This window comes from Promicromonospora sp. NPDC023805 (assembly GCF_040639635.1).
GTDB lineage: Bacteria > Actinomycetota > Actinomycetes > Actinomycetales > Cellulomonadaceae > Promicromonospora.
In genome coordinates this window covers 1-24,200 of the sequence record NZ_JBFAAH010000004.1, presented here as the reverse complement: position 1 = coordinate 24,200, position 24,200 = coordinate 1, and the positions used below count along the sequence as shown (strand labels likewise).

Below are 24,200 nucleotides of genomic sequence, written 5' to 3'. Positions count from 1 at the left end.
ATCCCCGCCGTCGGCACCGGCTCCGCGCTAGGGTGGCGCGGTGCAACGCCCCGGAGACCTTGGCCTCGTCCCGGAACCTGTGTCGACGCAGGTGCCGGGCGGATCGGTGCTGCTGGCGGACGGCGCGGGCGTCGGCGCCGACCCCGTGCTGCGGCCCGCCGCGCGCTGGTGGCGCCGTGTCACGGAGGATGCGTTCGGCCTCGACCTGGTGCCCTCGGCGACCGATCGCAGCTCCGTCGTCTTTGCCCTCGCACCCGACCTGGCGGCCGGCGGTTACCGCATCGACGTGCGTCCTACGGGCCTGGTAGGGGTCGAGGCCGCGGACCTCGCGGGCGCCCACGCCGCCGCCCAGACCCTGCGTCAGCTCGCCGGTCCGGACGCCTACCGCCGCAGCGGCACGGGCCCGCTCGAGCTGCCGGTCGTGCGCATGACGGACCACCCGCGCTTCGAGTGGCGCGGCGTCCTGCTCGACGTCGCGCGCCACTTCCTGCCCAAGCACGACGTGCTGCGGTTCATCGACCTCGCCGCCGCCCACCGGCTCAACGTGCTGCAGCTCCACCTCACCGACGACCAGGGCTGGCGCATGCAGATCCACCGCTACCCCGAGCTGACGCGGACCGGCGCGTGGCGCCACGAGTCGACAGTCGGCACCTGGCGTACCGGCTCGAAGGACGGCCGGCCGCACGGCGGTTTCTACACGCAGGACGACCTGCGCGAGATCGTGGGTTACGCCCGCGACCGGGGCGTCACGGTGGTCCCGGAGATCGACGTGCCGGGCCACGTCGAGGCCGCCGTCGCCGCCTATCCAGAGCTCGGCACGCGCAAGCACCGCAGCGCGGTCCGCACCACGTGGGGCATCAGCCAGGACGTGCTCGACCCGTCCGAGGGCTCGCTCGCGTTCTTCCGGCACGTGCTGGACGAGGTGCTCGACGTCTTCGACGCACCCTGGATAGGCCTCGGGGGCGACGAGGTGCCGCCCACCCTCTGGCGTGAGTCGCCACAGATCGTCGAGCGGGCAGGGGCGCTCGGCCTGTTCGGGCCCGATAGTCGGCCTGACGTCGCCCAGCTGCACGGTTGGTTCGTCGCCCGGCTCGCGGAGCACGTGTCCGACGCCGGCCGCCGCGCCGTCGTCTGGGACGAGGCGATGTCCCCGATGCTGCCGCGCGACGTGATCGTGACCTCCTGGCGCGGCTACGCCCAGGGTGCGGCGGCGCTCGATGCCGGGTACGACGTCGTCATGGCACCTGAGCAGGCCGTCTACCTCGACCACCGGGCCGGGGAGCATCCTGCCGAGCCGATCCCCGTCGGCTTTCTGCGGACGGTCGAGGACGTGTACGCCTTCGAGCCGCTGCCCGAGCCGTTGGCCGGCTCGGCCAAGGGGAGGGGCCGGCTGCTCGGCGCGCAGGCTCAGGTCTGGACCGAGCACCTCGACAGCGCCCGGCGCATCGACTACGCGACCTTCCCCCGGCTCGCGGGGTTCGCCGAGGTCGCCTGGTCGCCGCGGGCCGACCGGACGCAGGGCTCCGCCGCGTCGAAGGAGTTCCTGAGCCGCCTCGAGCGGCGGCACCTGCCCCGCCTCGACGCGTACGGCGTCGAGTACCGGCCGCTCGACGGGCCGCACCCGTGGCAGACCCGGCCCGGCGTCCAGGGCTACCCGCGGGACCTGGCGGCGGAGACCGCCGTCGGTGGCTGGGCAGGGATGGGCGGCTGGCGGGACGACGGCGGGGTCGAGAACCTGCCCGCGGGCGGACCGGCCCCCGAGACCCCGGAGGGCGACGGATGACCGGCACGATCCTGGTCCGCGGCGCCCGCGTGCCGCAGCGCGACGGAACCCTGTCCGAGCCGGCGGACCTGCACGTGGTGCGCGGCAGGATCGCGACGATCACGCGACGCGGCGCGCCGGGCGGTGCCGGACCGGGCGTCGAGCCGGATATGGACGTCCTCGACGCCGACGGCCGGGTGGTGCTGCCCGGTTTCGTGGACGCGCACACGCATGCGGAGGCCGCCGTCTTCGACCAGGACGTGCAGCTCGCGATGCTGCGCCAGGGGATCACCACGGTGGTGACCGGGCAGGACGGCGTCTCGTTCGCCCCGAGCGACCGCGCGACCTACGACTGGGCGAGCACGTACTTCGCCGCCATCAACGGGTTGCACCCCACGTTCGCCGGCGGGTCCGTGGGCGATCTGCTGGGCACCTACCACCGCACCGTCCCGGTGAACGTCGCATACCTCGCCCCGCACGGCACCCTGCGCTACCGGGTGCTCGGGGCCGCGCAGCGGCCGGCGTCCGACGAGGAGGTGGCAGCGATGGTGCGCCTGCTGGAGCAGGCCATGGACGACGGCGCCTGCGGCCTCTCGACCGGTCTCGAGTACGTGCCCGCCGCGTATGCCGACGAACGGGAGCTCATCGCGCTCGCGAAGGTCGTCGCGGCCCGCGGGCTGCCGCACGTGAGCCACATGCGCGGGTACGAGGACAAGGGCGTCGCGGCGCTCGACGAGCTGATGCGGATCGCCCGCGCGTCCGACGTCGCGACGCACGTGTCCCACCTGCACGGCCCCGCCCGTGAGCTCCTGGAGCACGTCGGGGGAGCGCGGGCCGGGGGCCGCGACGTCACCTACGACTCCTATCCCTACCTGCGCGGATGCTCGATCCTGTCGATGGTCGCGCTGCCGACCTGGCTGCCGCTGGCCGATGCCCGCGCGACGGTCGACGCCCTGCGCGACCCGGCGACCGCCGTCCGCCTCGCCGAGCACTTCGCCGGCCTGACCGACCTCTGGCCCCGCATCACCTTCGCGTCCGTCCCCGGCATGGAGTGGGCGGAGGGCCTCACCCTGCCCGATGTCGCCGCGCGGCTCGGGCGGTCCGCCTCCGACACGGTGGTCGAGGTACTGACGGCCACGGAGCTGCGCGCGAGCTGCGTGTTCGCGCAGCCGCCGACCAACTCGCCGGAGTCGGTCCGCGCACTGGCGGGGCACGAAGGACACCTCGCCGGGTCGGACGCCATCTACTGGGGCGGCAGCCCGCATCCGCGCGGCTGGGGCGCGTTCGCCCGGCTGCTCGACGAGCACGTGCGGCGCGGCTCCTGGAGCTGGTGGGACGCGGCGGAGCACCTGTCGGCCCGGGCGGCACGGCGGTTCGGGCTGGCCGACCGGGGCCGGATAGCGCCGGGCGCCGTCGCCGACCTCGCTCTCGTGGACCCCGGCCGCGTCCGCGACGAAGCGACGTACGAGGCGCCGCGCACTCCTGCCGTGGGTATCGAGGACGTGCTCGTCGGTGGCGTGCCCGTGCTCGCGTCCGGGCGGCTCACCGGTGCCACGCCTGGCCACGGGCTGCGCCCGGCCGCTGCCGGGTTCACGGCCTCGGCTCGGAGCTGAGCCCGGACGCGTGCGCGGAGCACCCGGGACACGGCAGGATGTGGGTGTGCTGCGCATCGACGACCCCACGCTCACCTGGCCGCTGCTGACCATCGACGAGACGGCCCTGGACCACAACATCGGGACGGTGGCGGCAGCCTTCGCGGACGCGGGCGTCGAGCACGCGCCGCACGTCAAGACGCACATGTCCCGCGAGATCTGGACGCGGCAGGTCGCCGCGGGGGCGTGGGGAGCCACCGTGGCGACGCCCGCACAGCTCCGGACGGCGCTCGGCTGGGGCCTCCCCGGTGCGGGACGCCGCGCGTTCCTCGCGAACGAGCTCGTCGATCCCCGCGACATCGCGTGGCTCCGGACGGCGCTCACCGACGGCACCGCCGACGAGGTATGGGTGTACGTGGACTCCGGTCGCGGCGTCGACCTGCTCGCGGCGGGTTTCGCCGGCGCCGCACCCGAGGTGACCGCACGGCTGGGCGTGCTCGTGGAGCTCGGCGTCCCGGGCGGTCGTACGGGCGTCCGTACGGTGTCCGACGCCGTGGTGCTCGCGGTCCGCGTGCACGACGCGGGGCTCCGGCTGGCCGGTGTCGCGGGCTACGAGGGGCCGGTCGCGGGTGGCACCAGCGACGAGGAGCTCGCCGCCGTCGGCCGGTGGTGCGACGACCTGCGGGCCGTGGGCGCCCAGATCGGCGGCCTCGTCGCCGGGCCGACCGTGCTGAGCGCTGGCGGCAGCGCGTTCGCCGACGTCGTCACGCACCGCCTGACCGTGCCGGTCCGGGACGCCGCGGGCGTGGACGTGCGGACCCGGGTAGTGCTGCGGTCGGGTGCCTACGTGACGCACGACCACGGCCACTACCTGCGCGCCGACCCGTGGACGCGCCTGGGCGCCGCGGCGCTGCGGCCGGCGATCACCGTCTGGGGCTCCGTGCTGTCCGCGCCGGAGCCGGGCCTGGTCATCTGCGGTCTGGGCCGCCGGGACGTGTCGTTCGACATCGACCTGCCGACGCCGCTCGTCGTGCGGACGCCCGACGCCGCCGGGCGGCTGGGCGCTGCCGACCCGCTGGCGGGCGTGCGCGTGACGGCGCTCAACGACCAGCACGCCTACCTCGCGGTGGACCCGGAAGCCGAGCGCGCGCTGGCGCCGGGCGGCGTCGTCGGGTTCGGCATCTCGCACCCGTGCACGACTCTCGACAAGTACCGCACCGGCTGCGTGACCCGCGGCGACGAGGTCGCCGAGCGGATCACTCTCGAATTCTGACCTGCCGCATCACCCGCTGCCGCACCACTCGAACGAGGAGAACCCGATGACCGCCAAGACCGCCATCTCCACCCCCGACGCGCCCGCACCCGCGTTCACGTTCCACCAGGGCGTGCGCAAGGGGCCGTTCCTGCAGGTCTCGGGGCAGGGCCCCACCGATCCGGCGACGGGGGAGTACGTGCACCTCGACGACGTCGCCGGGCAGACCACGCGCACCCTGGAGAACGTGCGGGCGATCGTCGAGGCGGGCGGCGCGTCGTTCGAGGACGTGGTGATGCTCCGGGTCTACCTGACCACGCGCGACGACTTCGCGGCCATGAACGAGGTGTACGGCGAGTTCGTCGCGAAGTACTGCCCGAGCGGGGTGCTGCCGAGCCGGACCACCGTGATGGTGGGCCTGCCGCGCGAGGAGATGCTCGTGGAGATCGACGCCCTGGCCATCACGGACTGAGCCGCCGACCGAGCAAGGTCAGTCGGTGGGAGCCGGTGCGGGTGTCGCGGTGTCCAGCAGGGTGGGGCCGACCGGGCGGTTCTTGGCGACCTGCTTGCGGACGGCGACGACCACGAGCAGCACCACACCCGCCAGCGCGAGCCAGGGGATGATCGCGCCGAGCACCAGGACGACGACGTTGAACGTGCTCACCAGGGCGCTCCACCCGGCCGACAGGCCGCCGAGGAAACCGCCCGGCCGCGCCTGGGTGGCAGGCGAGCTCTCGGCGACGATCTCGACGTGCAGGGTGGACATCGCCACCTCGTCCGAGAGCCGGTTCCGCTCGGAGACGCGGGAGTCCAGCTCGGCCTGACGCGTGGAGAGCTCGGCCTCGATCTCGATGAGGTCGGACGTGCGGTCGGCGTCGGCCATGAGCTCGCGCAGCCGGTCGGTCGACGTGCGCAGCGCGGCGATCCGGGCGTCGAGGTCCTGCGCGGTGCCCGTGACGTCGATCGTCTCGACGTGGCGGTCGCGCACCTCGCCGAGCTTGTCGAGGGCGTCCAGCGTGGCCGATACGCGGTCGGCGGGGATGCGGAGCGTCATCGACGCGCTGCCCGGCTCGTCCGCGGTCGCCGCGCGCTCGTCGCGCGCCTCGACGCGGCCGCCGGCCTGCTCGACGAGGTCGGCGATCTGCTCCGCGGCGTCGAAGGGGTCGTCCACGGCGAGTGTGGCGTTGCCGGTGGTGATGAGCTCCCGGTCGACGGCTTCCTCCGGCGACTCGGCGAGGCCGACGGCGCCCGCCGCGTCGGCGGCCACGTCACCTTCAGCGAACCCTTCGGAACGCGCGGCGTCGCCGCCGCCGTCGGAGTCGCCGGACTCGCTCGCGCCACCTCCTGAGCAGGCGGCGAGAGAGACCGCGAGGGTCCCTCCGACGACTGCTGCCAGGAGGGCTCGGGCGAGTCGGCGCGCGGGCGTGCCCACGTCCTCCCTGGCTGACCGGTTGCGCTTCATGTGACGAGAGTAGGAGCCAGGCGGTGCCCGACGGTGTCCCACCTGAGAACTGTGATCCCTTTGTGAACTTGTGGGCCTGGTGACCCAATTTTTCTTGGGTTTTGCCCTGCTTTTGATCACGCTGCGGTCACGCCGTGCTCGGCGGCGCCAGGTACGGCAGGCTCGGATTCGTCAGGTACGTGAAGTAATCCGCACACGGTGACGGAGCGCGTCCAACGGCCGGAGCAACGTGACCCAAGTAACAGTCTTGTTACGGGCCGCTCCGGGTGATGGACAGCGACTCTGTTAAGGAGGTCTACTAACAAACATGGCGACGACGACAGAGCGGAACGGCACCGGGCGAGGGCTCGGCGCACGCCTGCGCGCGACGTCCAAGGTGCTTCCCGAGCACGCCAGGGCGCACAACCGGTCCCTGGTGCTCCAGCACCTCTTCCACGAGGGGCCCACTTCGCGGGCCGACCTCGCACGAGCGACCTCGCTCACCCGCGTCACGATCTCGGACCTGGTCTCGGTGCTCATCACCGAGGGGCTGGTGGAGGAGCTCGGCACGCGACCCGGCCAGCGCGTCGGCAAGCCCGCGATCCTGGTCGGCCTCCGTACGGACGCCTACCAGATAGTGGCCGTCGACCTCACCGAGTACGGCCGCATGCGCGGCGCGGTCCTCAGCCTCACCGGCGAGATCATGGTGCGCCGCCAGCTCGACATCGACGGCCGCACCGGCGACGAGCTCGTCGACCTGCTCACCCGCTTCGTCCGCCGGCTGGTAGCCGCGGCGATCCATCCGGTGATCGGGGTCGGCGTCGGTTCGCCGGGCATCATCGACCTGGACGGCCGAGTGGTCGAGGCGCCGAACCGCGGTTGGTACGACGTGCCGCTCGCCGAGATCCTCGGCGACCGGATGGGCCTGCCCGTGCACGTGGCGAACGACGCCAACACGGCGGCGCTCGGCGAGTTCACGTACGGCGGCGGCAGCTCCGGCATGCTCGTGGTCACGGTGGGCGCCGGTGTCGGCGCGGGCATAGTGGTCGACGGCGTGCGGCTGCACGGCCAGGGCGACGCCGCCGGCGAGATCGGCCACGTCACGGTCGTCGATCACGGCGAGTGCGCCTGTGGCCGGGTGGGCTGCCTCGAGACGGTCCTGTCGGTACCGGCGCTGCGGCGCGCGATCGCCGACAAGACCCCAGAAGATTCCGACGCCGCACTGGCGTCGGCAGGCCGGGTGCTGGGTGTGACCCTCGCCCCGGTCGTCAGCGCGCTCAACCTCACGGAGGTGCTGCTGAGCGGTCCACGCGACCTGCTCGACGGTCCCCTGCGCGAGGCCGCGCTGGACACCATCCGTCAGCGCACCATGCCGGCCATCAACTCGGGCCTGCAGCTGCGGATGGCCGCACTCGACGAGGACGTGGTGCTGGCGGGCGCCGCCGTCCTCGTGCTTTCCGCCCAGCTGGGGGTCTCGTGAACAGCACTGTTCACGTGTCGGCGGCAGGCGTCTCATCGAGCTTCCACTCGAGCCATCACCACGCACCGCGACACAAAGTCGTATCCCGGGAGGAATACAAACGTGAACAGAAACCGTCTTGTCGGCGCTGCGGCGTCGGCGATCACCCTGACGCTCGCACTCAGCGCATGCGCTAACGCGGGCGGCGCTGCGGCCCCCGAGGAGACCGGCCCCGGCGAGGTCCGGGTCTGGCTCGTCGGTACCGACACGCCCAAGGAGGCGCGCGACTACCTGAAGAAGACCTTCGAGGAGGAGAACGCGGGCAGCACCCTCGTCATCGAGGAGCAGGCCTGGGACGGCCTGGTCGACAAGTACACGACGGCGCTGTCCGGCTCGGACGCACCCGACGTGGTCGAGATCGGCAACACCCAGGCGGCCGCGTTCACCTCTGCGGGCTACTTCCGCGAGATCACCGCCGACGAGTTCGAGACCCTGGGCGGCACGGACCTGATCCCGGGCTTCGTCGAGGCCGGCGACTGGGAGGGCAAGCACTACGCCCTGCCGTACTACTCGGGTTCGCGCGTCGTCTTCTACTCGAAGCAGGTCCTGGGCGACACCCCGGTGCCGACGACCCTCGACGAGTACGTCGAGACCGCCGTCGACCTGAAGACGGACGACCTGTCCGGCGTCTACTGGCCCGGCCAGGACTGGTACAACGCCCTGCCCTTCATCTGGGAGAACGGCGGCTACATCGCCGAGCAGGCAGAGGACGGCACCTGGGACGCAGGGTTCTCCTCCGAGGGCGGCCTCGCCGGCCTGGAGCAGATCCAGACCATCATGACCGAGGGCAACAACGCCCCGACCGACGCCCAGGAGACGGACCTGCAGGTCCCGTTCTGCGAGGGCAAGGTCGCATTCCTCTCCGCGCCGAGCTGGATCCAGTGGTCCATCAACGCTCCGGAGAAGCCGGAGGACCCCGAGGGTGTCCCGGGCTGCGCCTCCACGTACGGCAAGGACCTCCAGGCTGTCGCCCTGCCGGGCAAGGACGGCGGCGCCGCCCAGGTGTTCGCCGGCGGCTCGAACATCGCGATCGCGCAGAAGTCGGCCCGTCCGGACCTCGCGATGAGCGCCTACGAGATCCTGCTCAGTGACGAGTACCAGACCATCCTCGCCGGCAACGGACTGATCCCGGCCAAGACCTCGCTCTTCGAGGCGGTCGACCAGAAGACCTCGATCGGCAAGGCCGCCGTCGAGGCCGCCGCCAACGCCAAGCTCACGCCCGCCTCGCCCAAGTGGGCGGACGTCGAGGCCCAGGCGCTGCTGCAGACCGCGTTCTCGAGGATCGCCGCCGGCGACGACGTCAAGACCGTTGCCGAGAAGCTCGACGCTGACATCGAGGAGATCCTCAACAGCTGACGCACGTCAGCACAACTTCCCGCCCCGCCCGGTGCGACCCCAGAAACCCGGGCGGGGCGGGACACCACTGCCCGCCTGATGCTCGCGGCCGCTCTTCGAGGGAGAGGTTGTCGGCCGCCTCCGAGGAAGACAGGACATGAGCACCACACTTCTCGAACCCACGGCGCCACCGCGCCAAGAGATCCGGCAGCCACGTCGGAATCCGTTCCTGCCCTGGCTGCTGCTGTCGGCCACGATGGTCGTCCTCGGCCTGCTGACCGGCTACCCGGTCCTTCGCCTGGTCGTCATGTCGTTCCAGGAGTACGAGCGGGCCCAGCTCATGGGCCAGCCCGCCGAGTGGGTAGGGCTCGACAACTACGCGACGGTGCTGACCGACGAGGGCTTCTGGACGGTGCTGCTGCGCAGCTTCGTGCTCATGGTCGTCCTCGTGGTCATCACGATGGTGCTCGGCATGCTCGTGGCGCTGCTCATGATTCGCATCGGCAAGGGCCTGCGGCTCCTGGTCTCCATCGGCCTGCTGCTGGCCTGGGCCATGCCGTCGCTGTCCGCGACCACCGTGTGGGGCTGGGTCTTCGACACGCAGTACGGCGTGGTGAACAACGTGCTCACCGCGCTCACCGGCGACCGGTGGTTCGGCTACTCCTGGCTGCTCAACCCTTTGTCGTTCTTCGTGATCCTGACCTGCATAGTCGTGTGGGGCGCTGTGCCCTTCGTCGCGTTCACGCTGTACGCGGGCCTCACCCAGATCCCGGAAGAGGTCATGGAGGCGGCGCAGCTCGACGGCGCCAGCGCGTTCCAGCGCTTCCGGCTCATCCAGGTGCCCTACGTGCGCGGCATCATCACGGTGCTCGTGGTCCTGTCGATGATCTGGGACCTGAAGCTGTTCACCCAGGTGTTCGTGCTGCAGGACATCGGCGGTGACCGTGACCTGACCAACACCATCGGCGTCTACATCTACCAGCAGGGTATGGCCCAGGGGCACTACGGACTGGCGAGCGCGATCGGCGTCATCTTCGTGATCGTCATGCTGGCCATCGCCTACCCCTATGTGCGGCGCACGCTGCGGGAGGAAGAGCTGTGATCAAGATCCGCAAGCGAATCGCCGACACCGGGTTCGGTGCCCTGGCCCTCGTTGTCTTCGCGCTCTCGGCGTTCCCCGTGTACTGGATGGTCAACACGTCGTTCCTGCCGAACAACCGGATCCGCGGCGAGAACCTGGCGTTCTTCCCGACACCGGACGTCTTCACGCTGGACAACTACCGCGCGGCGATGTTCGGCCAGGTGCGGGCGCCGTTCCCGCCCGCCGTCGTGAACTCCATCGGGGTCACGTTCCTGACCCTCGTCATCACGCTCGTCGTCGGCTTCGTCGCGGCGCTGGCCCTCACCCGGTTCCAGTTCAAGGGCCGCCGCACCTTCATCGTGCTGATCCTGGTGGTCCAGATGATCCCCGGAGAGGCGATGATCATCTCGATGTTCCGGATCATCGACGGCTGGCAGCTGTTGAACACGATCATCGGCCTGACACTCGTGTACACGGCAGGAGTATTGCCGTTCACCATCTGGACGCTGCGCGGATTCGTCAACGGTGTACCCAAGGAGCTGGAGGAGGCGGCGATGATCGACGGGTGTTCCAGAGCCGGTGCGTTCTGGCGCATCACGTTCCCGCTGCTCGCCCCGGGCCTGGTGGCCACCGGCGTCTTCGCCTTCCTCCAGGCGTGGAACGAGTTCGTCACGGCCCTGGTGATCATGCAGCGGCCCGAGTCGATGACCCTGCCGCTCTGGCTGCGCACGTTCGTGCAGGCCACGCAGGCCACCAACTGGGGTTCCGTCATGGCGGCGTCCGTGCTCATCGCGATCCCCGCGGTGATCTTCTTCCTGATCGTGCAGGGCCGGATGACCGGTGGTCTGGTCTCCGGCGCGGTGAAGGGCTGATGGGTAGCAGGTCCGGTACGGGCACGTCCAGCCAGGACGAGCCCAGCGAGCGAAGGGTTGGGATGGGAAAGGTCGGCAAGCGGAAGGGGAGCACCCGGACCGGGTCCGGGCGGGTGCCCGCGTACACGGTCGGCCTCGACATCGGCGGGACGAAGATCCTTGGCGCGCTCCTCGACCCCGAGGGTGAGGTGGTCGGCACCGTGCGGCGGAGCACCGTGCACGGCGCGGAGGGCCTCGTCGCCGGTGCGGCGCAGGCGGTGCGCGACGTCGTAGCGGAGGGTGGGGTAGAGCTCGCGGACGTGGCAGGCGTCGGGCTGGGTATCCCCGGCATCGTCGACCACCGTTCGGGCACCGTGAAGCATGCGGTCAACCTCGGCGTGCACGACGACGAGCTCCCGCTCGCCGAGCTGCTGTCCGCCGAGCTGGGCGGTGTGCCGGTGGTGGTCGAGAACGACCTCAACGTGGCAGCCGTCGGTGCGGCGCACGTGCTCGAACGTTCGGCGGACCAGGCAGGCGGCGAGCGCGGCCACGAGGACCTCGCGTTCCTCGCGCTGGGCACGGGCCTAGCGTCCGGGCTGGTGCTCGAGGGGCAGCTGCGGCGTGGCGTGAGCGGAGCGGCCGGCGAGATCGGGCACGTCCCGGTGGATCCCCTCGGGCCGGAGTGCCCCTGCGGGCAGCGCGGCTGCCTGGAGCGGTTCGCGTCGGGCAAGGCGCTGGAGGCGGCGTGGCCGTCGCGGCACGGCAAGCCGTCGCCGGTGGAGCTGTTCGAGGCCGCGCGCGCGGGCGACCAGGAGGCGATAGTGGTCAAGGACCGGTTCGCCTCCGCTACCGCCTCCGCCGTGCGGCTGCTGGTGCTGACCACCGACGTGCGCCACGTGGTGCTCGGCGGTGGCGTGGCCCAGCTCGGCACGGAGCTGCTGGACGCCGTACAGGACGCCCTGCGGGAGCAGGCCAAGGTGTCGCCGTTCCTCGGGTCGCTCAAGCTGGCGGAGCGGGTCCAGCTCGCGCCGACGCACGTTCCGGTCGCGGCGGTGGGCGCCGCCGTCCTGGGAAGGAGAAGCTGATGGAGGTCGTGATCGCGCCCCCGGGCGAGCTCGCGCGGCTGGCGGCGGACACCGTCGAAGGGCTGGTCCGGGCCAACCCCGAGGCGGTGCTCGGGCTGGCCACCGGCTCGTCGCCGCTCGCGGTGTACGACAAGCTGGCGCGCCGGCACAAGGAAGGCCTCTCGTTCGCGCGCGCCCGGGCGTTCATGCTCGACGAGTACGTGGGGCTGTCCGCGGACCACCCCGAGCGGTACCGCAACGTCATCGAGAAGGAGTTCGCGTCCCGCGTGGACCTCGCGCCCGGGGCCGTGCAGGGTCCGGACGGCCTGGCGGCGGACCTCCCGGCTGCCTGTGCTGCGTACGAGGCGAGCATCGCCGACGCCGGCGGCGTCGACCTGCAGATCCTCGGCATCGGCACGGACGGGCACATCGCGTTCAACGAGCCGGGCTCGTCGCTCGCGTCCCGCACGCGGATCAAGACCCTGACGAAGCAGACCCGCGAGGACAACGCGCGGTTCTTCGGCGGGTCCGTCGACGACGTGCCGCGGCACTGCCTCACGCAGGGTCTCGCGACCATCATGTCGGCGCGGCACCTCGTGCTCCTGGCCTCCGGGCGCGCCAAGGCGGAGGCGGTGCACCAGCTCGTGGAGGGCCCGATCTCGGCCATGTGGCCCGCGACCATCATGCAGCTGCACCCGCACGCCACGGTGCTGGTCGACGACGCGGCGGCGTCCCGCCTGCAGCTCGCCGACTACTACCGGCAGACGTACGCCGACAAGCCCGACTGGCAGGGCCTCTGACTGTCGGGGGTCCTGGCCGTCAGAGGTAGTTGCCCGCCACGGGTGCGGGCTGCCACCGGCCGGACGTCGCCACGTCGGTGACCCGGTCGGTGGTCAGCCCGTCGGGTCCGTGCTCGAGGATCGAACGGCGGGCGACCTCACGCAGGTCGGCGCCCGTCGCGCCGTCGAGGTACGAGGCCACCAGAGCGATGTCGACCGGGGCCTCCGGCGGCAGGAAGAGCCGCAGGATCTCCGTGCGGCCGGCCTGGTCCGGCGGCGGCACCTCGATGATGGTGTCGAACCGCCCGGGGCGCTTGACCGCCGGGTCCAGGGCCTCGGGGTCGTTGGTGGTGGCGACGGTGAGCACGTCGTCCGAGCTGCGCGTGCCGTCCAGGGCGTCGAGGAACTCGGCGAACGACGTGTCGCCGCGCGAGCCCTTTGACGCCACCGAGTCGATCTCCTCCAGCACCACGAGGCACGGTCCCAGACCGCGGATCTCCTCGTACAGCTCGGTCATCCAGGTGCGCAGCACCTCCGCGGTGACGAGCACCACCGTGAGCGGTCCGGCGAGCTCCGTGGCGATCACGCGCGTGAGCTTGGTCTTGCCGACGCCCGGCTTGCCGGCCAGCAGGAGCCCGCGCGAGGTCGTGTGGCCGAGGGCGCGCAGCGCGTCGCGCCGCGTGGTGACGCTCGAGCAGAACAGGTCCACCTCGCGCCAGAGGTCGGCGGGCAGCACGACGTCGCCGCGCACCTGCACGGTGTGCTTGACCGGTGTCAGCTCCACCGCACCGGTCGACGCCCGCGCCGACAGCACACCGCCGCGGTAGGGGTGCTCGTCCTCCAGCGTGCGGGTCAGGTCGGCGAGCACGCGCTCGGCGAGGGCGAGGCCGCCGGGCGGGGTGAAGGCGGTGACCGTCGGGGTCCCGTACCGGTAGGCCACCTCGACAGCCACCGGTGAGTCGTACGCGGACCCGGCCTGGAACAGGACGGTGGCGACGGCGGGCACGCTCACGGAGGTGCCGTTGCCCAGGTCGAGCGCGGCTCGCTGCGGTGCTCCGCCGGGGCCGAACACCGCGACGTCGTCGGGATGGCGCTCGATCCAGCGCTGGAGGGCGTAGGCGTGCAGCCGCTGCAGCGTGCGCGACATGTCGCGCGACACGTTGACCAGCGTGCTCTCGTCCACCTCCCACCTGCGCGCGAGCCACTCGCTCGACGAGCGCGGGTCCCTCGGGCGTTCCGGGATGGGGCGGCCGAGCATGGCTGCCACGGCGGCCACCGCGCGGCGCGCGGCCTCGTCGTTGTCGCCGAAGTCCGGCCAGTCGGGTTCGGGCAGGTCGTCGGTCAGCGTGGTGGCCAGGGTGTCGGCGAGGTCGGGGGCGGCGCCGTCGTCGGGCAGGGTGAGGCTCCTCTCGGGGTGGGGATGTGACATGCAGACAGTTATAGCCGTGGTCACCGACACCACCGCAAGGCTTTCCGCGGCCGGATCACCGGAAGGGGGTCCCGGACCTGCTCCTGAGCGTGTCTCGCAGGAGTGGCTGTCGGTGGTCCCGCGTAGACTTCTCGGCATGACCGAACCACTCTCGAACCCGCAGGACGAGCCCAGTACGCAGGGCGGTACGAGCGTCCTCGAGCGCGAGGAGACCCGGGAGGAGACCGAACCCGGGGACCACGAACGCTTTGCGCACTATGTGCGCAAGGAGAAGATCATGCAGTCCGCCTTGAGCGGCAAGCCAGTGATCGCGCTCTGCGGCAAGGTGTGGGTCCCGGGCCGGGATCCGGGCAAGTTCCCGGTCTGTCCCACGTGCAAGGAGATCTACGAGGGTCTTCGTGACCCGCAGGACGGCGGCGAGGGCGACTCCACCAAGTGACGAGCCAGCCGCAGCAGCTGCCCCACACACCGTCGTCTGCGGCCGCATCGTCGCTCAGCCCTGCCTTTCCACGCCGCGCCCCCTGGGGCACGGCGTCGAGTCTGCGCGCCTGGCAGGCGGAGGCCCTGGAGCTCTACCGCGAGAAGAACCCGCGGGACTTCCTGGCCGTCGCCACGCCCGGCGCGGGCAAGACGACGTTCGCGCTCCGCATCGCCACCGAGCTCCTCGAGCAGGGCATCGTCCGGCGGGTCACGGTCGTCGCGCCCACCGAGCACCTGAAGACCCAGTGGGCCGACGCCGCCGCACGTGTCGGCATCCGTATCGACCCGCACTTCAAGAACTCGCAGGGCAGGCACGGCTCGCACTACGACGGCGTAGCGGTCACCTACGCGCAGGTGGCCGCCAAGCCCGCGCTGCACCGCGCCCGCACGGAGGCCGCGCCCACCCTCGTGATCCTGGACGAGGTTCACCACGGCGGTGACGCCCTCAGCTGGGGCGATGCCGTCCACGAGGCCTTCGAGGTGGCGGACCGCCGGCTGGCGCTCACCGGCACCCCGTTCCGCAGCGACACGTCCGCCATCCCGTTCGTGGAGTACGAGGCCGACCGCGAGGGCATCCGCCGCTCGAAGGCCGACTACACCTACGGCTACGGCGAGGCGCTGCGCGACCACGTGGTCCGCCCCGTCCTGTTCATGTCCTACGCGGGCGACATGCGCTGGCGCACCAAGATGGGTGACGAGGTCAGCGCCCGGCTCGGCGAGGCCATGACCAAGGACATGACCGGCCAGGCGTGGCGTACCGCCCTGGACCCGGAGGGGCAGTGGGTCCCGTCGGTGCTCGCGGCCGCGGAGAAGCGCCTCACCGAGGTGCGCCGCACCGTGCCCGACGCCGGTGGCCTGGTCATCGCCACCGACCAGGACAACGCGCGCGCCTACGCGAAGCACCTGCACGAGATCACCGGCAAGCGCCCCGTCGTCGTCCTGTCCGACGACGAGGGCGCGTCCGGGCGCATCGAGGAGTTCGCGCAGGGCGACGACCGCTGGATGGTGGCCGTGCGCATGGTGTCGGAGGGCGTGGACGTGCCCCGCCTCGCCGTCGGCGTGTATGCCACCAGCGCCTCGACGCCGCTGTACTTCGCGCAGGCGATCGGCCGGTTCGTGCGCGCCCGCAAGCGCGGCGAGACCGCATCGATCTTCCTGCCGAGCGTGGCGCCGCTGCTGAGCCTGGCGGGCACCATGGAGCAGGAGCGCGACCACGCGCTCGACCGGCCGCGTACTGCCGAGGAACAGGGCATCGAGTACGACCCGGAGGCCGCGCTCGTCGCGGAGGCCAACAAGGAGGAGAAGGCGTCGAGCGAGCTGCTGGGCTCGTTCCAGGCGCTCGAGGCCCAGGCCTCGTTCGACCGGGTCCTGTTCGACGGCGGCGAGTTCGGCACGAGTGCCGACCTCGGCTCCGCCGAGGAGCAGGACTTCCTCGGCCTGCCCGGCCTCCTGGAGCCGGACCAGGTGGCGACCCTGCTGCGCCAGCGCCAGGCGGACCACCTCAAGGCCCGCGGGGGAGCGCCGACCGCCCGACAGGCGGAGAACGACCGGTCGGAGCAGGAGCACCGCCGCGCGGCCGAGTCGCGCAAGGAGCTGTCCAAGCTCGTCTCCGCCTGGGCAAAGCGCAGCGGGCAGCCGCACGGCATGGTGCACGCCGAGCTGCGCCGCACGTGCGGCGGGCCGGAGGTGCCGCTCGCGACCGCCGACCAGCTCGCCGCGCGCGTGGCCCAGGTCCGGCGCTGGTTCGTCGGACAGAAGTAGCGCTCGGACGAGCCGACGACAGGAGCGCGAAGATCCGCATGCTGAGACAAGATGCCGCCTGGGCCCCGTTCACACCGCCCAGGCGGGTTCGCTGGCCTACCGTGAGTGCATGACCGACGAGCTTCGGGGCATCGGCGCCTCGCTCACAGACTCGTGGCCTGCTTTCGACAACGGTGTCGAAGAGCCACGGCCGCTGCCCGCAGCACCCCTGCCGTCGGTGCGTCCGTCGGTCGCGCTCCTGACCGACCGCTACGAGCTGACCATGCTCCAGGCGGCGCTCGCGGACGGCACGGCGCACCGGCACTGCGTGTTCGAGGTGTTCACGCGACGCCTGCCGGCAGGCCGCCGGTACGGCGTCCTCGCGGGGACCGGCCGCGTTCTGGAAGCGCTGCCACACTTCGTCTTCGAGGACGCCGAGCTGGCGTACCTCGAGCAGAACGGCATAGTCGACCGCCGGACGCTCGACTACCTCGCGAGCTACCGGTTCTCCGGCACCATCCAGGGGTACGTCGAGGGCGAGGTGTTCTTCCCCGGCTCGCCCGTGCTGCAGGTGGAGGGCACCTTCGCCGAGGCCGTGCTGCTGGAGACCCTGATCCTGTCGATCCTGAACTACGACTCGGCGGTGGCATCGGCGGCGTCACGCATGACGAGCGCAGCGGGCGGGCGTCCCGTGCTGGAGATGGGCTCGCGGCGCGCGAGCGAGCAGGCTGCTGTCGCGGCCGCGCGGGCCGCGGTGATCGGCGGTTTCGCAGGTACGTCCAACCTCGAGGCCGGGATGCGGTACGGGCTGGACACCATCGGCACCGCCGCGCACTCCTTCATGCTGCTGCACGACACCGAGCGGGACGCGTTCGCGTCACAGGTCGCGTCGTTCGGCCCCGGCACCACCCTGCTCGTGGACACGTACGACGTGAAGCAGGGTGTGGCGACCGCAGTCGAGGTGGCGGGCACCGGGCTGGGCGCAGTGCGTCTCGACTCCGGCGACCTCAGCGGCCTGGCGCAGGAGGTGCGCAGGCAGCTCGACGAGCTCGGCGCCCGCGACACGAAGATCGTCGTCACGTCCGACCTCGATGAGTACGCGATCGCGTCCCTGGCCTCCGCGCCCGTGGACGTGTACGGCGTCGGGACGTCGGTGGTCACCGGGTCCGGCGCGCCGACCTGCGGCATGGTCTACAAGCTGGTGGCGCGCGCCGACTCGTCGGGAGTGCTCCAGCCGGTGGCCAAGGCGTCGGCGAACAAGGCGTCGGTGGGCGGGCGCAAGGCCGCCGCCCGGCGCTACGGCCGCGACGGGCACGCCATCGAGGAGATCATGGTGACCGGCCCGGACACCGCGGTGGCCGAGTGGACGCCGCAGAGCGACGACCTGCGCCCGCTGCTCGCCCCGATGGTCGTCGACGGCGCCGTCGACTCGCGCTGGGTAGGGCCGTACGGGGTCTCGAACGCGGCGATCAACCACGGCATGGTGCGCGCCGAGCTGCCGCGCAGCGCGCGTCGGCTGTCCGACGGAGACCCCGCGATCCCGACGGTTGACCTGCGTCTGGACGACCTCCTCTACTGACTGCGGGGCGCGAGGTCACAGCCAGGCGACAACTTCGCGAAAATCTTGGACAGGAGTGTCCAGCCGAGGGACGAAACCGCCTAGAGTGAGACCTGTGACTTCTTCCCCACCGCCGCTGCTATCGCCCATGGGGTCAGCCGGGACGGCCGTCGAGGAGGACACCGAGACGGACATCCTCGCGGGGGTCGCGGACCCGTGGGTGACTATCGTCTGGAACGACCCGGTGAACCTGATGTCGTACGTGACGTACGTCTTCGAGAGCTACTTCGGGTACCCGCGCGTCAAGGCAGAACGGCTCATGACTCAGGTGCACAAGAACGGTCGCGCAGTCGTGTCCAGCGGTGGGCGCGAGCGCATGGAGGTGGACGTGCAGGCGATGCACGGGTTCGGCCTGTGGGCGACGCTGCAGGAGTCGGGCGCGCGGGGAGCCGCATGACACCGTTCCGCGCCATGCGGCGGGGTTATGAGGCCAGGTTCGAGCCGGTGGAGCGGGTCGTCCTGGCTCGGGTGGCGCGCGATGTCGCGGACATGCTCCGCGAGGAGGCGGGCCTGGACCTGTTCCCCGACGACGACATAGCCGGCCTCTCGGCGCACGCCGGCCCGGGCAAGGGGCAGGCGTGGGCCAACGGCCTGCTCGCCCCGGACGAGCTGACCGATGCCGACCTGGCCCGGCTCACCGGGGTGACGGGGGTGGGCCGCATCCCGACAGATCCCGCCGCACGGCGGTTGCTGCCGGACGCGAGCAAGGACGACTCGGACATCGCCGACGAGTTCCGCCGGCTGACCCAGAACGACGTCGCCCAGGCGAAGGTGGACCGGCTCGAGGCGTTCGCCGCGCTGCTCGACCTGCCGACGGGCGAGGACGCGCCCTCACCGCTGGGCAGGCACGGCGCCCCGCCGCCGGTGCGGGTGCCGCGCGAGGACGCCGAGCAGTTCGCGGGGGCACTCACGGACGTGCGCCTCGTGATCGCCGAGCGGCTCGGACTCAAGTCCGACGAGCAGGTCATGCAGCTCACCGACGAGATCATGTGGGACAGGCAGGCCGGTCGCGAGATCCCGGTGGCGACGGACGGCCGCGCGGCCCGGCGCTTCTGGTCCGGGGTTTTCGTCGCAGCGGGCTACGCGCAGGAGACCCTGATGGACGTGATGCTCAGCGAGCTGCGGGGGCGTCGTCCGCCGGGTTCCGCTGCCTCAGGGCTTTGACCGAGTCTGACGCGCTGACCTGCCGCAACGTGTCATGCGTCACGCGTGGCGCGGCTCACGAGCACCGGTGACGACGCGTTGTCGTCGCTAGGCTTCACCCCGTGAACGACGCGCCCATCGGGATCTTCGACTCCGGCCTCGGCGGCCTCACGGTCGCGCGCGCCATCCTGGACCAGCTGCCCAACGAGCAGGTCCGGTACCTCGGCGACACCGCGAACAGCCCCTACGGCCCCAAGCCCATCGCCGCCGTCCGCGCGATGGCGCTCGACGCCATGGACCGGCTCGTGGCCGCCGGCGTGAAGATGCTGGTCATCGCGTGCAACACGGCGTCGTCGGCGATGATGCGCGACGCCCGCGAGCGGTACACCCAGCGGCACGGTATTCCAGTGGTCGAGGTCATCCTGCCGGCTGCCCGCGCCGCCGTGACGACCACGCGGTCGGGCCGGATCGGCGTCATCGGCACGCGCACCACCATCCAGTCGCGTGCGTACGACGACGCGTTCCACGTCACGCCCGGCCTGACCATCACGAGCCAGGCCTGCCCGGAGTTCGTGCGCTTCGTCGAGGAGGGCCGCACGTCGGGCCCGGAGGTGCAGAAGTTCGCGCACGAGTACCTCGACCCGGTGAAGGCCGCCGGCGTCGACACGCTCGTCCTCGGCTGCACGCACTACCCGCTGCTCGCGGGCGCCATCTCCTACGTCATGGGCGAGGAGGTCACGCTGGTCTCCAGCGCCGACGAGACCGCCAAGGACGTGTACCGCACCCTCGTCGCGCACGACCTGGAGCGCGCGCCCGACGCCGGCGCGCCCGTGCACCGGTTCCTGACCACCGGTGACCCGGCGCCCTTCGGGCAGCTCGCCAGCCGGTTCCTCGGCCCTGAGGTCTCACTCGTGGAGGCCGTCTGATGCGCCTGATCCCTATCGGTGTCTCCGGTTCGTTCCCCGGGCCGGCGACCCCAGCGTCGTCGTACCTGGTGCGCGTCACTGCCGCGGAGGCGGCCGCCGCAGGCCACGAGGCGCGCGACTGGAACGTGCTGCTCGACCTGGGCAACGGCGCGTTCGGTGCCCTGCAGCGGTTCATGGACCCCATGGAGCTCGACGCGGTCTCGATCTCGCACATGCACCCCGACCACTGCGCCGACCTCTCGGGCCTCTACGTGTACCTGCGGTACCACCCCGAGCACGGCTCGTTGCGTACGGGCCGCAAGGAGCAGCCCCTGCCCGTCTTCGGCCCGTCGAGCGCCGAACGGCACGTCGCGCTGTCGTACGGGCTGAGCGAGGGCGAGTCGATGGAGAACGACTTCGACTTCCGGTCCTGGGCCGACCTCAAGCGGGTCGAGATCGGGCCGCTGACCATCGAGCCGCACAGGGTCTTCCACCCGGTCGAGACGTACGGCGTGCGCGTGACCGGCCCGTCGGCGGCGGGCGGCACGACGACGCTGGCGTACACGGGGGACACCGACGCGTGCCCCTCTGTGGTCGAGCTCGCGCGCGACGTCGACCTGCTGCTCAGCGAAGCCGCGTTCCTCGAGGGGCGCGACGACGTCGTCGAGCGCGGCATCCACCTCACCGGCAAGCGCGCCGGCCAGGTGGCGACCGACGCCGGTGCCCGCCGTCTGCTGCTGACGCACCTCCCGGTCTGGAACGATCCGGCGGACTCCCTCGCGGAGGCGCGCGGGACGTTCGCCGGCCCGGTCGACATCGCGGAGCCGGGCACCGTCTACGAGGTGTGATGTCGGCTAGAAACCGACCCACGGCAGGAACCGGCCGGTAAGCAGCACCATCGTCCCGGACCAGACGGCCAGGACGATCGCGACGGCTGCCACCCAGGGCCGCCGCCGTGCGAACACCGCACCAGCGTCAACACGGGCGAACGGGCCAGGCTCGGGAAGGCTCGCCGGTCGTTAGGGTGGTCGCATGACCTCCAGCACCGACATCGTCCGCGCCGACGGGCGCGCCACCGACCAGCTCCGCCCCGTGAAGATCACCAGGGGATGGCTCGACGAGGCCGAGGGGTCGGTGCTCGTGGAGTTCGGGCGGACCCGCGTGCTGTGCGTCGCCTCGTTCACGGAGGGCGTGCCGCGCTGGCGCAAGGGCTCCGGCGAGGGCTGGGTCACCGCCGAGTACGCGATGCTGCCGCGCGCCACCAACGAGCGCAGCCCGCGCGAGTCCGTGAAGGGCAAGATCGGCGGCCGCACGCACGAGATCTCGCGGCTCATCGGCCGGTCGCTGCGCGCCGTCGTCGACATGAGCGCGCTCGGCGAGAACTCCATAGTGCTCGACTGCGACGTGCTGCAGGCCGACGGCGGGACCCGCACCGCGGCGATCACCGGCGCCTACGTGGCGCTCGTCGACGCCATCGCGTGGGGGCGCAGGCACGGGCACGTCAAGGGCGGCAAGCAGGTGCTGTCCGACACGGTCTCCGCGGTGTCCGTCGGCATCATCGACGGCACGCCGATGCTCGACCTGCCGTACGTCGAGGACGTCCGCGCGGAGACCGACATGAACGTGGTCGTCACGGGCGGCGGCAAGTTCATCGAGGTGCAGGGCACCGCCGAGCACGCGCCGTTCGACCGCGCCGAGCTCGACGCGCTGCTCGACCTCGCGGTGGGCGGTACCGCCGAGCTCGCCAAGATCCAGCAGGACGCGCTCGCGCGGGAGCTCTGACCGCGGGCCGGGCGGCGGCTGGCATGATCGGGGCATGAGTTCCTCGACAGTGCCGCCCGCCGCCCGGATCGTCCTCGCGACCCACAACGCCAAGAAGGTGGGGGAGCTGCGGGCGATCCTCGCGGCGTCCGGCCTCGACCTGTCGGACGGCGCTCTGGTCACCTCGGGCGAGGTCGGCGCGCCGGAGCCCGTCGAGGACGGTGTGACGTTCGCCGAGAACGCGCTGATCAAGGCCCGGGCCGTGTGCGCGGCGACCGGGCTGCCGGCCGTCGCCGACGACTCAGGGCTGGCCGTGGACGTGCTGGGCGGTGCGCCAGGGATCTTCTCGGCCCGCTGGGCGGGCAAGCACGGAGACGACCAGGCCAACCTCGACCTGCTGCTCGGCCAGCTCGGGGACGTGCGCCCGGAGCACCGTCAGGCGGGGTTCGTGTGCGCAGCGGCGCTGGTCACGCCCGACGGGCGTGAGGAGGTCCGCCTCGGCGAGATGCGGGGCCTGCTGGCGACCGAGCCGCGGGGGACCAACGGGTTCGGCTACGACCCGATCCTCGTCCCGGACGAGGCCGCGCCGGGCGACGCGAGCGCGGACGGCGACCGCCGTCGGACCGCTGCCGAGCTGGAGCCGGAGGAGAAGAACGCGATCTCGCACCGCGGCAAGGCGTTCCGCGCGCTGGCCCCGGTAGTCCTCGAGGTGCTGGGCGCCGGCTCGCGCTGAGCGCAGTCAGCCGGCGGACCGGTCCTGGGCCGCGCCGCCGCGGCGCAGCGCCGTCACCAGCGCACGCCAGCCGAGCATGGTGATCGCCAGGAACACCGCGGTGACGAGCGCGAACGACCAGGCCAGACCCTGGCCCGATACGCCGCGCAGCATCAGCCCGCCGAACACGGTCAGGAACCAGATCAGCACGCCCGTCGGCCAGACGCGGTCCGGGTTCTGCCAGGCGCGGGTCATGACCCAGCCGAGTGCGGCGGCCAGGGCGAACGGCCACACCACGCGTCCGAAGGCGGCGAGCAGCGACCCGTCGTGCGACGCGATACCGATGAGGGTGAAGGCGAGGACGGCGACGGCGTCGGCCACTGCGGCGGGCCAGACGGGCACGGTGCGGGAAGCGGTGGTGCTCACGCGTCGAGAGTAGTCCGGGGGCGCGTGCGACCCCGCATCCGGGCGGTCCACGAGCGACGAAGATTCACCCGGGTTAAAAGTTTACATGTCGGACATATATAACCCTTGCACTCGAATCGTCCAAGCCTCAGGATCACTCCGCCCGCTATGTGGCGGACCGTGTGATCTAGGAGGCAGGCATGCGAAGCAACCTCTCCCGCAATCTTCTTGCGGGTCTGGCAGCTCTGGCACTTGGTGGGAGCGTGACCCTCGCGTCGGTCGCGCCGGCAGTGGCCCAGCCGAGCGACACCACCGGCAGCAACGTCGCGGTGCACGCCGCTGCGACGACCCGGGCGGCGCACGACAAGGTGGTCGACTACTGGACCCCCCAGCGGATGCGCAACGCCGTACCGGCGGACATCCTCGTCGCCGGCAAGGACAAGTCCTCAGCGGGCGACGCGGTGGCCGTGGGCAAGCCGACGGTCGTCCGCCAGGCCGCGCCCGCCGCGGTCGCCGACTTCACGGGTGGCTACTTCTCGGGTGGCGGCGAGGTCCGTGACACCACGGGCAAGGTGTTCTTCACGCTCGGCGGAACGAACTACGTCTGCTCGGGCAGCGCCGTGACCTCGGGGAACAAGGACGTCGTCCTCACCGCCGGGCACTGCCTCAACGAGGGCCCCGGCGCCTACGCCACGAACTGGGCGTTCGTCCCCGGCTACGACGACGGCGCCCGGCCGTACGGCACCTTCACGGCCCGTCAGCTCATCACGACCACCCAGTGGCGCGACAGCGGTGACTTCGACTACGACTTCGCCTTCGCCATCGTGAACACGGTCAACGGAGCGCACCTGACCGACGTCGTGGGCGGTCAGTCCATCGGCTTCAACCAGACGCGCGGCCAGTACATGTACTCGTTCGGCTACCCGGCCGGCAGCCCGTACGACGGCTCGGACATCGCGTGGTGCCACGGCACCGTCGTGCAGGACACCTACGGCGGCAGCGCCGACCAGGGCCTGAACTGCAACATGACCGGTGGCTCGTCCGGCGGCCCGTGGTTCGTCCGGTACAGCGAGAGCACCGGCCTCGGCACGCTCAACTCGGTGAACTCCTTCAAGTACACCCAGGGGAACCTGCGGAACTACATGTTCGGCCCCTACCTGGGCACTGTCGCCCAGTCGCTGTACAGCACCGCCGCAAGCCGCTGATGCGCTGACCCGGTTACCGCTGACACCCGCTTTCAGATGGCGACTGCTCCAGAAGTAGGTGAGATGTCCTCCTAGAAGGCGCCATCTCGGAGGTGCGTTGCCATGGAACGCTTGACTCGCGGTGGC

At 71.7% G+C, this 24,200-nt stretch carries 23 protein-coding genes; 20 read left to right on the top strand and 3 right to left on the bottom strand.

Going from position 1 to position 24,200, the window contains the following annotated elements:
- Nucleotides 1-40: 40 nt before the first annotated feature.
- Genes AB0F70_RS06290 through AB0F70_RS06275 form a run of 4 tightly spaced genes read left to right on the top strand, consistent with a single transcriptional unit; the run spans nucleotide 41 to nucleotide 5,078 of the window.
- Nucleotides 41-1,783 carry a beta-N-acetylhexosaminidase gene (locus AB0F70_RS06290; protein WP_357444829.1) on the top strand — a complete coding sequence of 581 codons (1,743 nt, stop codon included), beginning with the start codon at nucleotides 41-43 and terminating at the stop codon, nucleotides 1,781-1,783.
- Nucleotides 1,780-3,375, top strand: a complete 1,596-nt coding sequence (locus tag AB0F70_RS06285; RefSeq protein ID WP_357444826.1) for an amidohydrolase family protein — start codon at nucleotides 1,780-1,782, stop codon at nucleotides 3,373-3,375. The genes AB0F70_RS06290 and AB0F70_RS06285 overlap by 4 nt, the downstream gene beginning before the upstream one ends.
- 46 nt (nucleotides 3,376-3,421) lie before the next feature.
- Complete coding sequence (locus AB0F70_RS06280) at nucleotides 3,422-4,627, top strand: alanine racemase (protein ID WP_357444823.1); 1,206 nt, start codon at nucleotides 3,422-3,424, stop codon at nucleotides 4,625-4,627.
- 46 nt (nucleotides 4,628-4,673) lie between these two features.
- Nucleotides 4,674-5,078: a RidA family protein gene (locus AB0F70_RS06275; RefSeq protein WP_357444820.1), complete on the top strand. Its 405-nt coding sequence runs from the start codon at nucleotides 4,674-4,676 to the stop codon at nucleotides 5,076-5,078.
- A gap of 18 nt (nucleotides 5,079-5,096) precedes the next feature.
- On the opposite strand, the gene AB0F70_RS06270 is transcribed toward AB0F70_RS06275, so the two are convergent.
- Nucleotides 5,097-6,068 (bottom strand): DUF4349 domain-containing protein, encoded by a 972-nt coding sequence (locus tag AB0F70_RS06270; RefSeq protein ID WP_357444817.1) that lies wholly within the window; start codon nucleotides 6,066-6,068, stop codon nucleotides 5,097-5,099.
- 307 nt (nucleotides 6,069-6,375) lie between these two features.
- Here AB0F70_RS06270 and AB0F70_RS06265 point away from each other — a divergent pair, with 307 nt between their 5' ends.
- From AB0F70_RS06265 to nagB, 6 genes are all read left to right on the top strand, one after another.
- Nucleotides 6,376-7,527 (top strand): ROK family transcriptional regulator, encoded by a 1,152-nt coding sequence (locus AB0F70_RS06265; RefSeq protein ID WP_357444814.1) that lies wholly within the window; start codon nucleotides 6,376-6,378, stop codon nucleotides 7,525-7,527.
- A gap of 102 nt (nucleotides 7,528-7,629) precedes the next feature.
- Nucleotides 7,630-8,922: an extracellular solute-binding protein gene (locus tag AB0F70_RS06260; protein ID WP_357444811.1), complete on the top strand. Its 1,293-nt coding sequence runs from the start codon at nucleotides 7,630-7,632 to the stop codon at nucleotides 8,920-8,922.
- A gap of 136 nt (nucleotides 8,923-9,058) precedes the next feature.
- Nucleotides 9,059-10,003 (top strand): sugar ABC transporter permease, encoded by a 945-nt coding sequence (locus AB0F70_RS06255; protein ID WP_357444806.1) that lies wholly within the window; start codon nucleotides 9,059-9,061, stop codon nucleotides 10,001-10,003.
- Nucleotides 10,000-10,854 (top strand): carbohydrate ABC transporter permease, encoded by an 855-nt coding sequence (locus AB0F70_RS06250; RefSeq protein WP_357444803.1) that lies wholly within the window; start codon nucleotides 10,000-10,002, stop codon nucleotides 10,852-10,854. Before AB0F70_RS06255 ends, AB0F70_RS06250 begins: the two co-directional genes overlap by 4 nt.
- Nucleotides 10,855-10,916: 62 nt before the next feature.
- On the top strand, nucleotides 10,917-11,918 hold the full coding sequence (locus AB0F70_RS06245) for an ROK family protein (protein ID WP_357444800.1): 1,002 nt from the start codon (nucleotides 10,917-10,919) through the stop codon (nucleotides 11,916-11,918).
- A complete protein-coding gene (nagB, locus tag AB0F70_RS06240; RefSeq protein WP_357444797.1) occupies nucleotides 11,918-12,697 on the top strand; it encodes a glucosamine-6-phosphate deaminase in 780 nt (259 codons plus the stop codon). The genes AB0F70_RS06245 and nagB overlap by 1 nt, the downstream gene beginning before the upstream one ends.
- A 19-nt stretch (nucleotides 12,698-12,716) precedes the next feature.
- Here nagB and AB0F70_RS06235 read toward each other — a convergent pair whose 3' ends face one another.
- Complete coding sequence (locus tag AB0F70_RS06235; protein WP_357444794.1) at nucleotides 12,717-14,105, bottom strand: ATP-binding protein; 1,389 nt, start codon at nucleotides 14,103-14,105, stop codon at nucleotides 12,717-12,719.
- Nucleotides 14,106-14,241: 136 nt separating this feature from the next.
- Between AB0F70_RS06235 and AB0F70_RS06230 the strand changes: the two genes are divergently transcribed.
- The 9 genes from AB0F70_RS06230 to rdgB all read left to right on the top strand — a co-directional run bounded on the left by AB0F70_RS06230 (nucleotide 14,242) and on the right by rdgB (nucleotide 22,485).
- Nucleotides 14,242-14,544, top strand: a complete 303-nt coding sequence (locus AB0F70_RS06230) for a DUF3039 domain-containing protein (RefSeq protein ID WP_357444791.1) — start codon at nucleotides 14,242-14,244, stop codon at nucleotides 14,542-14,544.
- Nucleotides 14,541-16,346 (top strand): DEAD/DEAH box helicase, encoded by a 1,806-nt coding sequence (locus AB0F70_RS06225; RefSeq protein WP_357444788.1) that lies wholly within the window; start codon nucleotides 14,541-14,543, stop codon nucleotides 16,344-16,346. Before AB0F70_RS06230 ends, AB0F70_RS06225 begins: the two co-directional genes overlap by 4 nt.
- A 109-nt stretch (nucleotides 16,347-16,455) precedes the next feature.
- The gene (locus AB0F70_RS06220) at nucleotides 16,456-17,904 is read left to right on the top strand and encodes a nicotinate phosphoribosyltransferase (RefSeq protein ID WP_357444785.1); all 1,449 of its coding nucleotides are present in this window, start codon (nucleotides 16,456-16,458) and stop codon (nucleotides 17,902-17,904) included.
- Nucleotides 17,905-18,031: 127 nt separating this feature from the next.
- Nucleotides 18,032-18,340: an ATP-dependent Clp protease adapter ClpS gene (gene clpS, locus AB0F70_RS06215; RefSeq protein WP_116674082.1), complete on the top strand. Its 309-nt coding sequence runs from the start codon at nucleotides 18,032-18,034 to the stop codon at nucleotides 18,338-18,340.
- Entirely contained in the window at nucleotides 18,337-19,107 is a 771-nt protein-coding gene (locus tag AB0F70_RS06210; RefSeq protein ID WP_357444782.1) for a DUF2017 family protein, read from the top strand. The genes clpS and AB0F70_RS06210 overlap by 4 nt, the downstream gene beginning before the upstream one ends.
- A gap of 101 nt (nucleotides 19,108-19,208) precedes the next feature.
- Nucleotides 19,209-20,012: a glutamate racemase gene (gene murI, locus AB0F70_RS06205; RefSeq protein WP_357444779.1), complete on the top strand. Its 804-nt coding sequence runs from the start codon at nucleotides 19,209-19,211 to the stop codon at nucleotides 20,010-20,012.
- Nucleotides 20,012-20,839, top strand: a complete 828-nt coding sequence (locus AB0F70_RS06200) for an MBL fold metallo-hydrolase (protein WP_357444776.1) — start codon at nucleotides 20,012-20,014, stop codon at nucleotides 20,837-20,839. Before murI ends, AB0F70_RS06200 begins: the two co-directional genes overlap by 1 nt.
- 184 nt (nucleotides 20,840-21,023) lie before the next feature.
- Complete coding sequence (gene rph / locus AB0F70_RS06195) at nucleotides 21,024-21,773, top strand: ribonuclease PH (protein WP_357444773.1); 750 nt, start codon at nucleotides 21,024-21,026, stop codon at nucleotides 21,771-21,773.
- 34 nt (nucleotides 21,774-21,807) lie between these two features.
- Entirely contained in the window at nucleotides 21,808-22,485 is a 678-nt protein-coding gene (rdgB, locus tag AB0F70_RS06190) for an RdgB/HAM1 family non-canonical purine NTP pyrophosphatase (RefSeq protein WP_357444770.1), read from the top strand.
- A 6-nt stretch (nucleotides 22,486-22,491) separates the two neighbouring features.
- On the opposite strand, the gene AB0F70_RS06185 is transcribed toward rdgB, so the two are convergent.
- Entirely contained in the window at nucleotides 22,492-22,890 is a 399-nt protein-coding gene (locus tag AB0F70_RS06185) for a DUF3054 domain-containing protein (RefSeq protein ID WP_357444767.1), read from the bottom strand.
- Between the two features lie 179 nt (nucleotides 22,891-23,069).
- On the opposite strand from AB0F70_RS06185, the gene AB0F70_RS06180 reads away from it, so the two are divergent.
- Complete coding sequence (locus AB0F70_RS06180; protein WP_357444764.1) at nucleotides 23,070-24,074, top strand: trypsin-like peptidase domain-containing protein; 1,005 nt, start codon at nucleotides 23,070-23,072, stop codon at nucleotides 24,072-24,074.
- Nucleotides 24,075-24,200 lie beyond the last annotated feature (126 nt).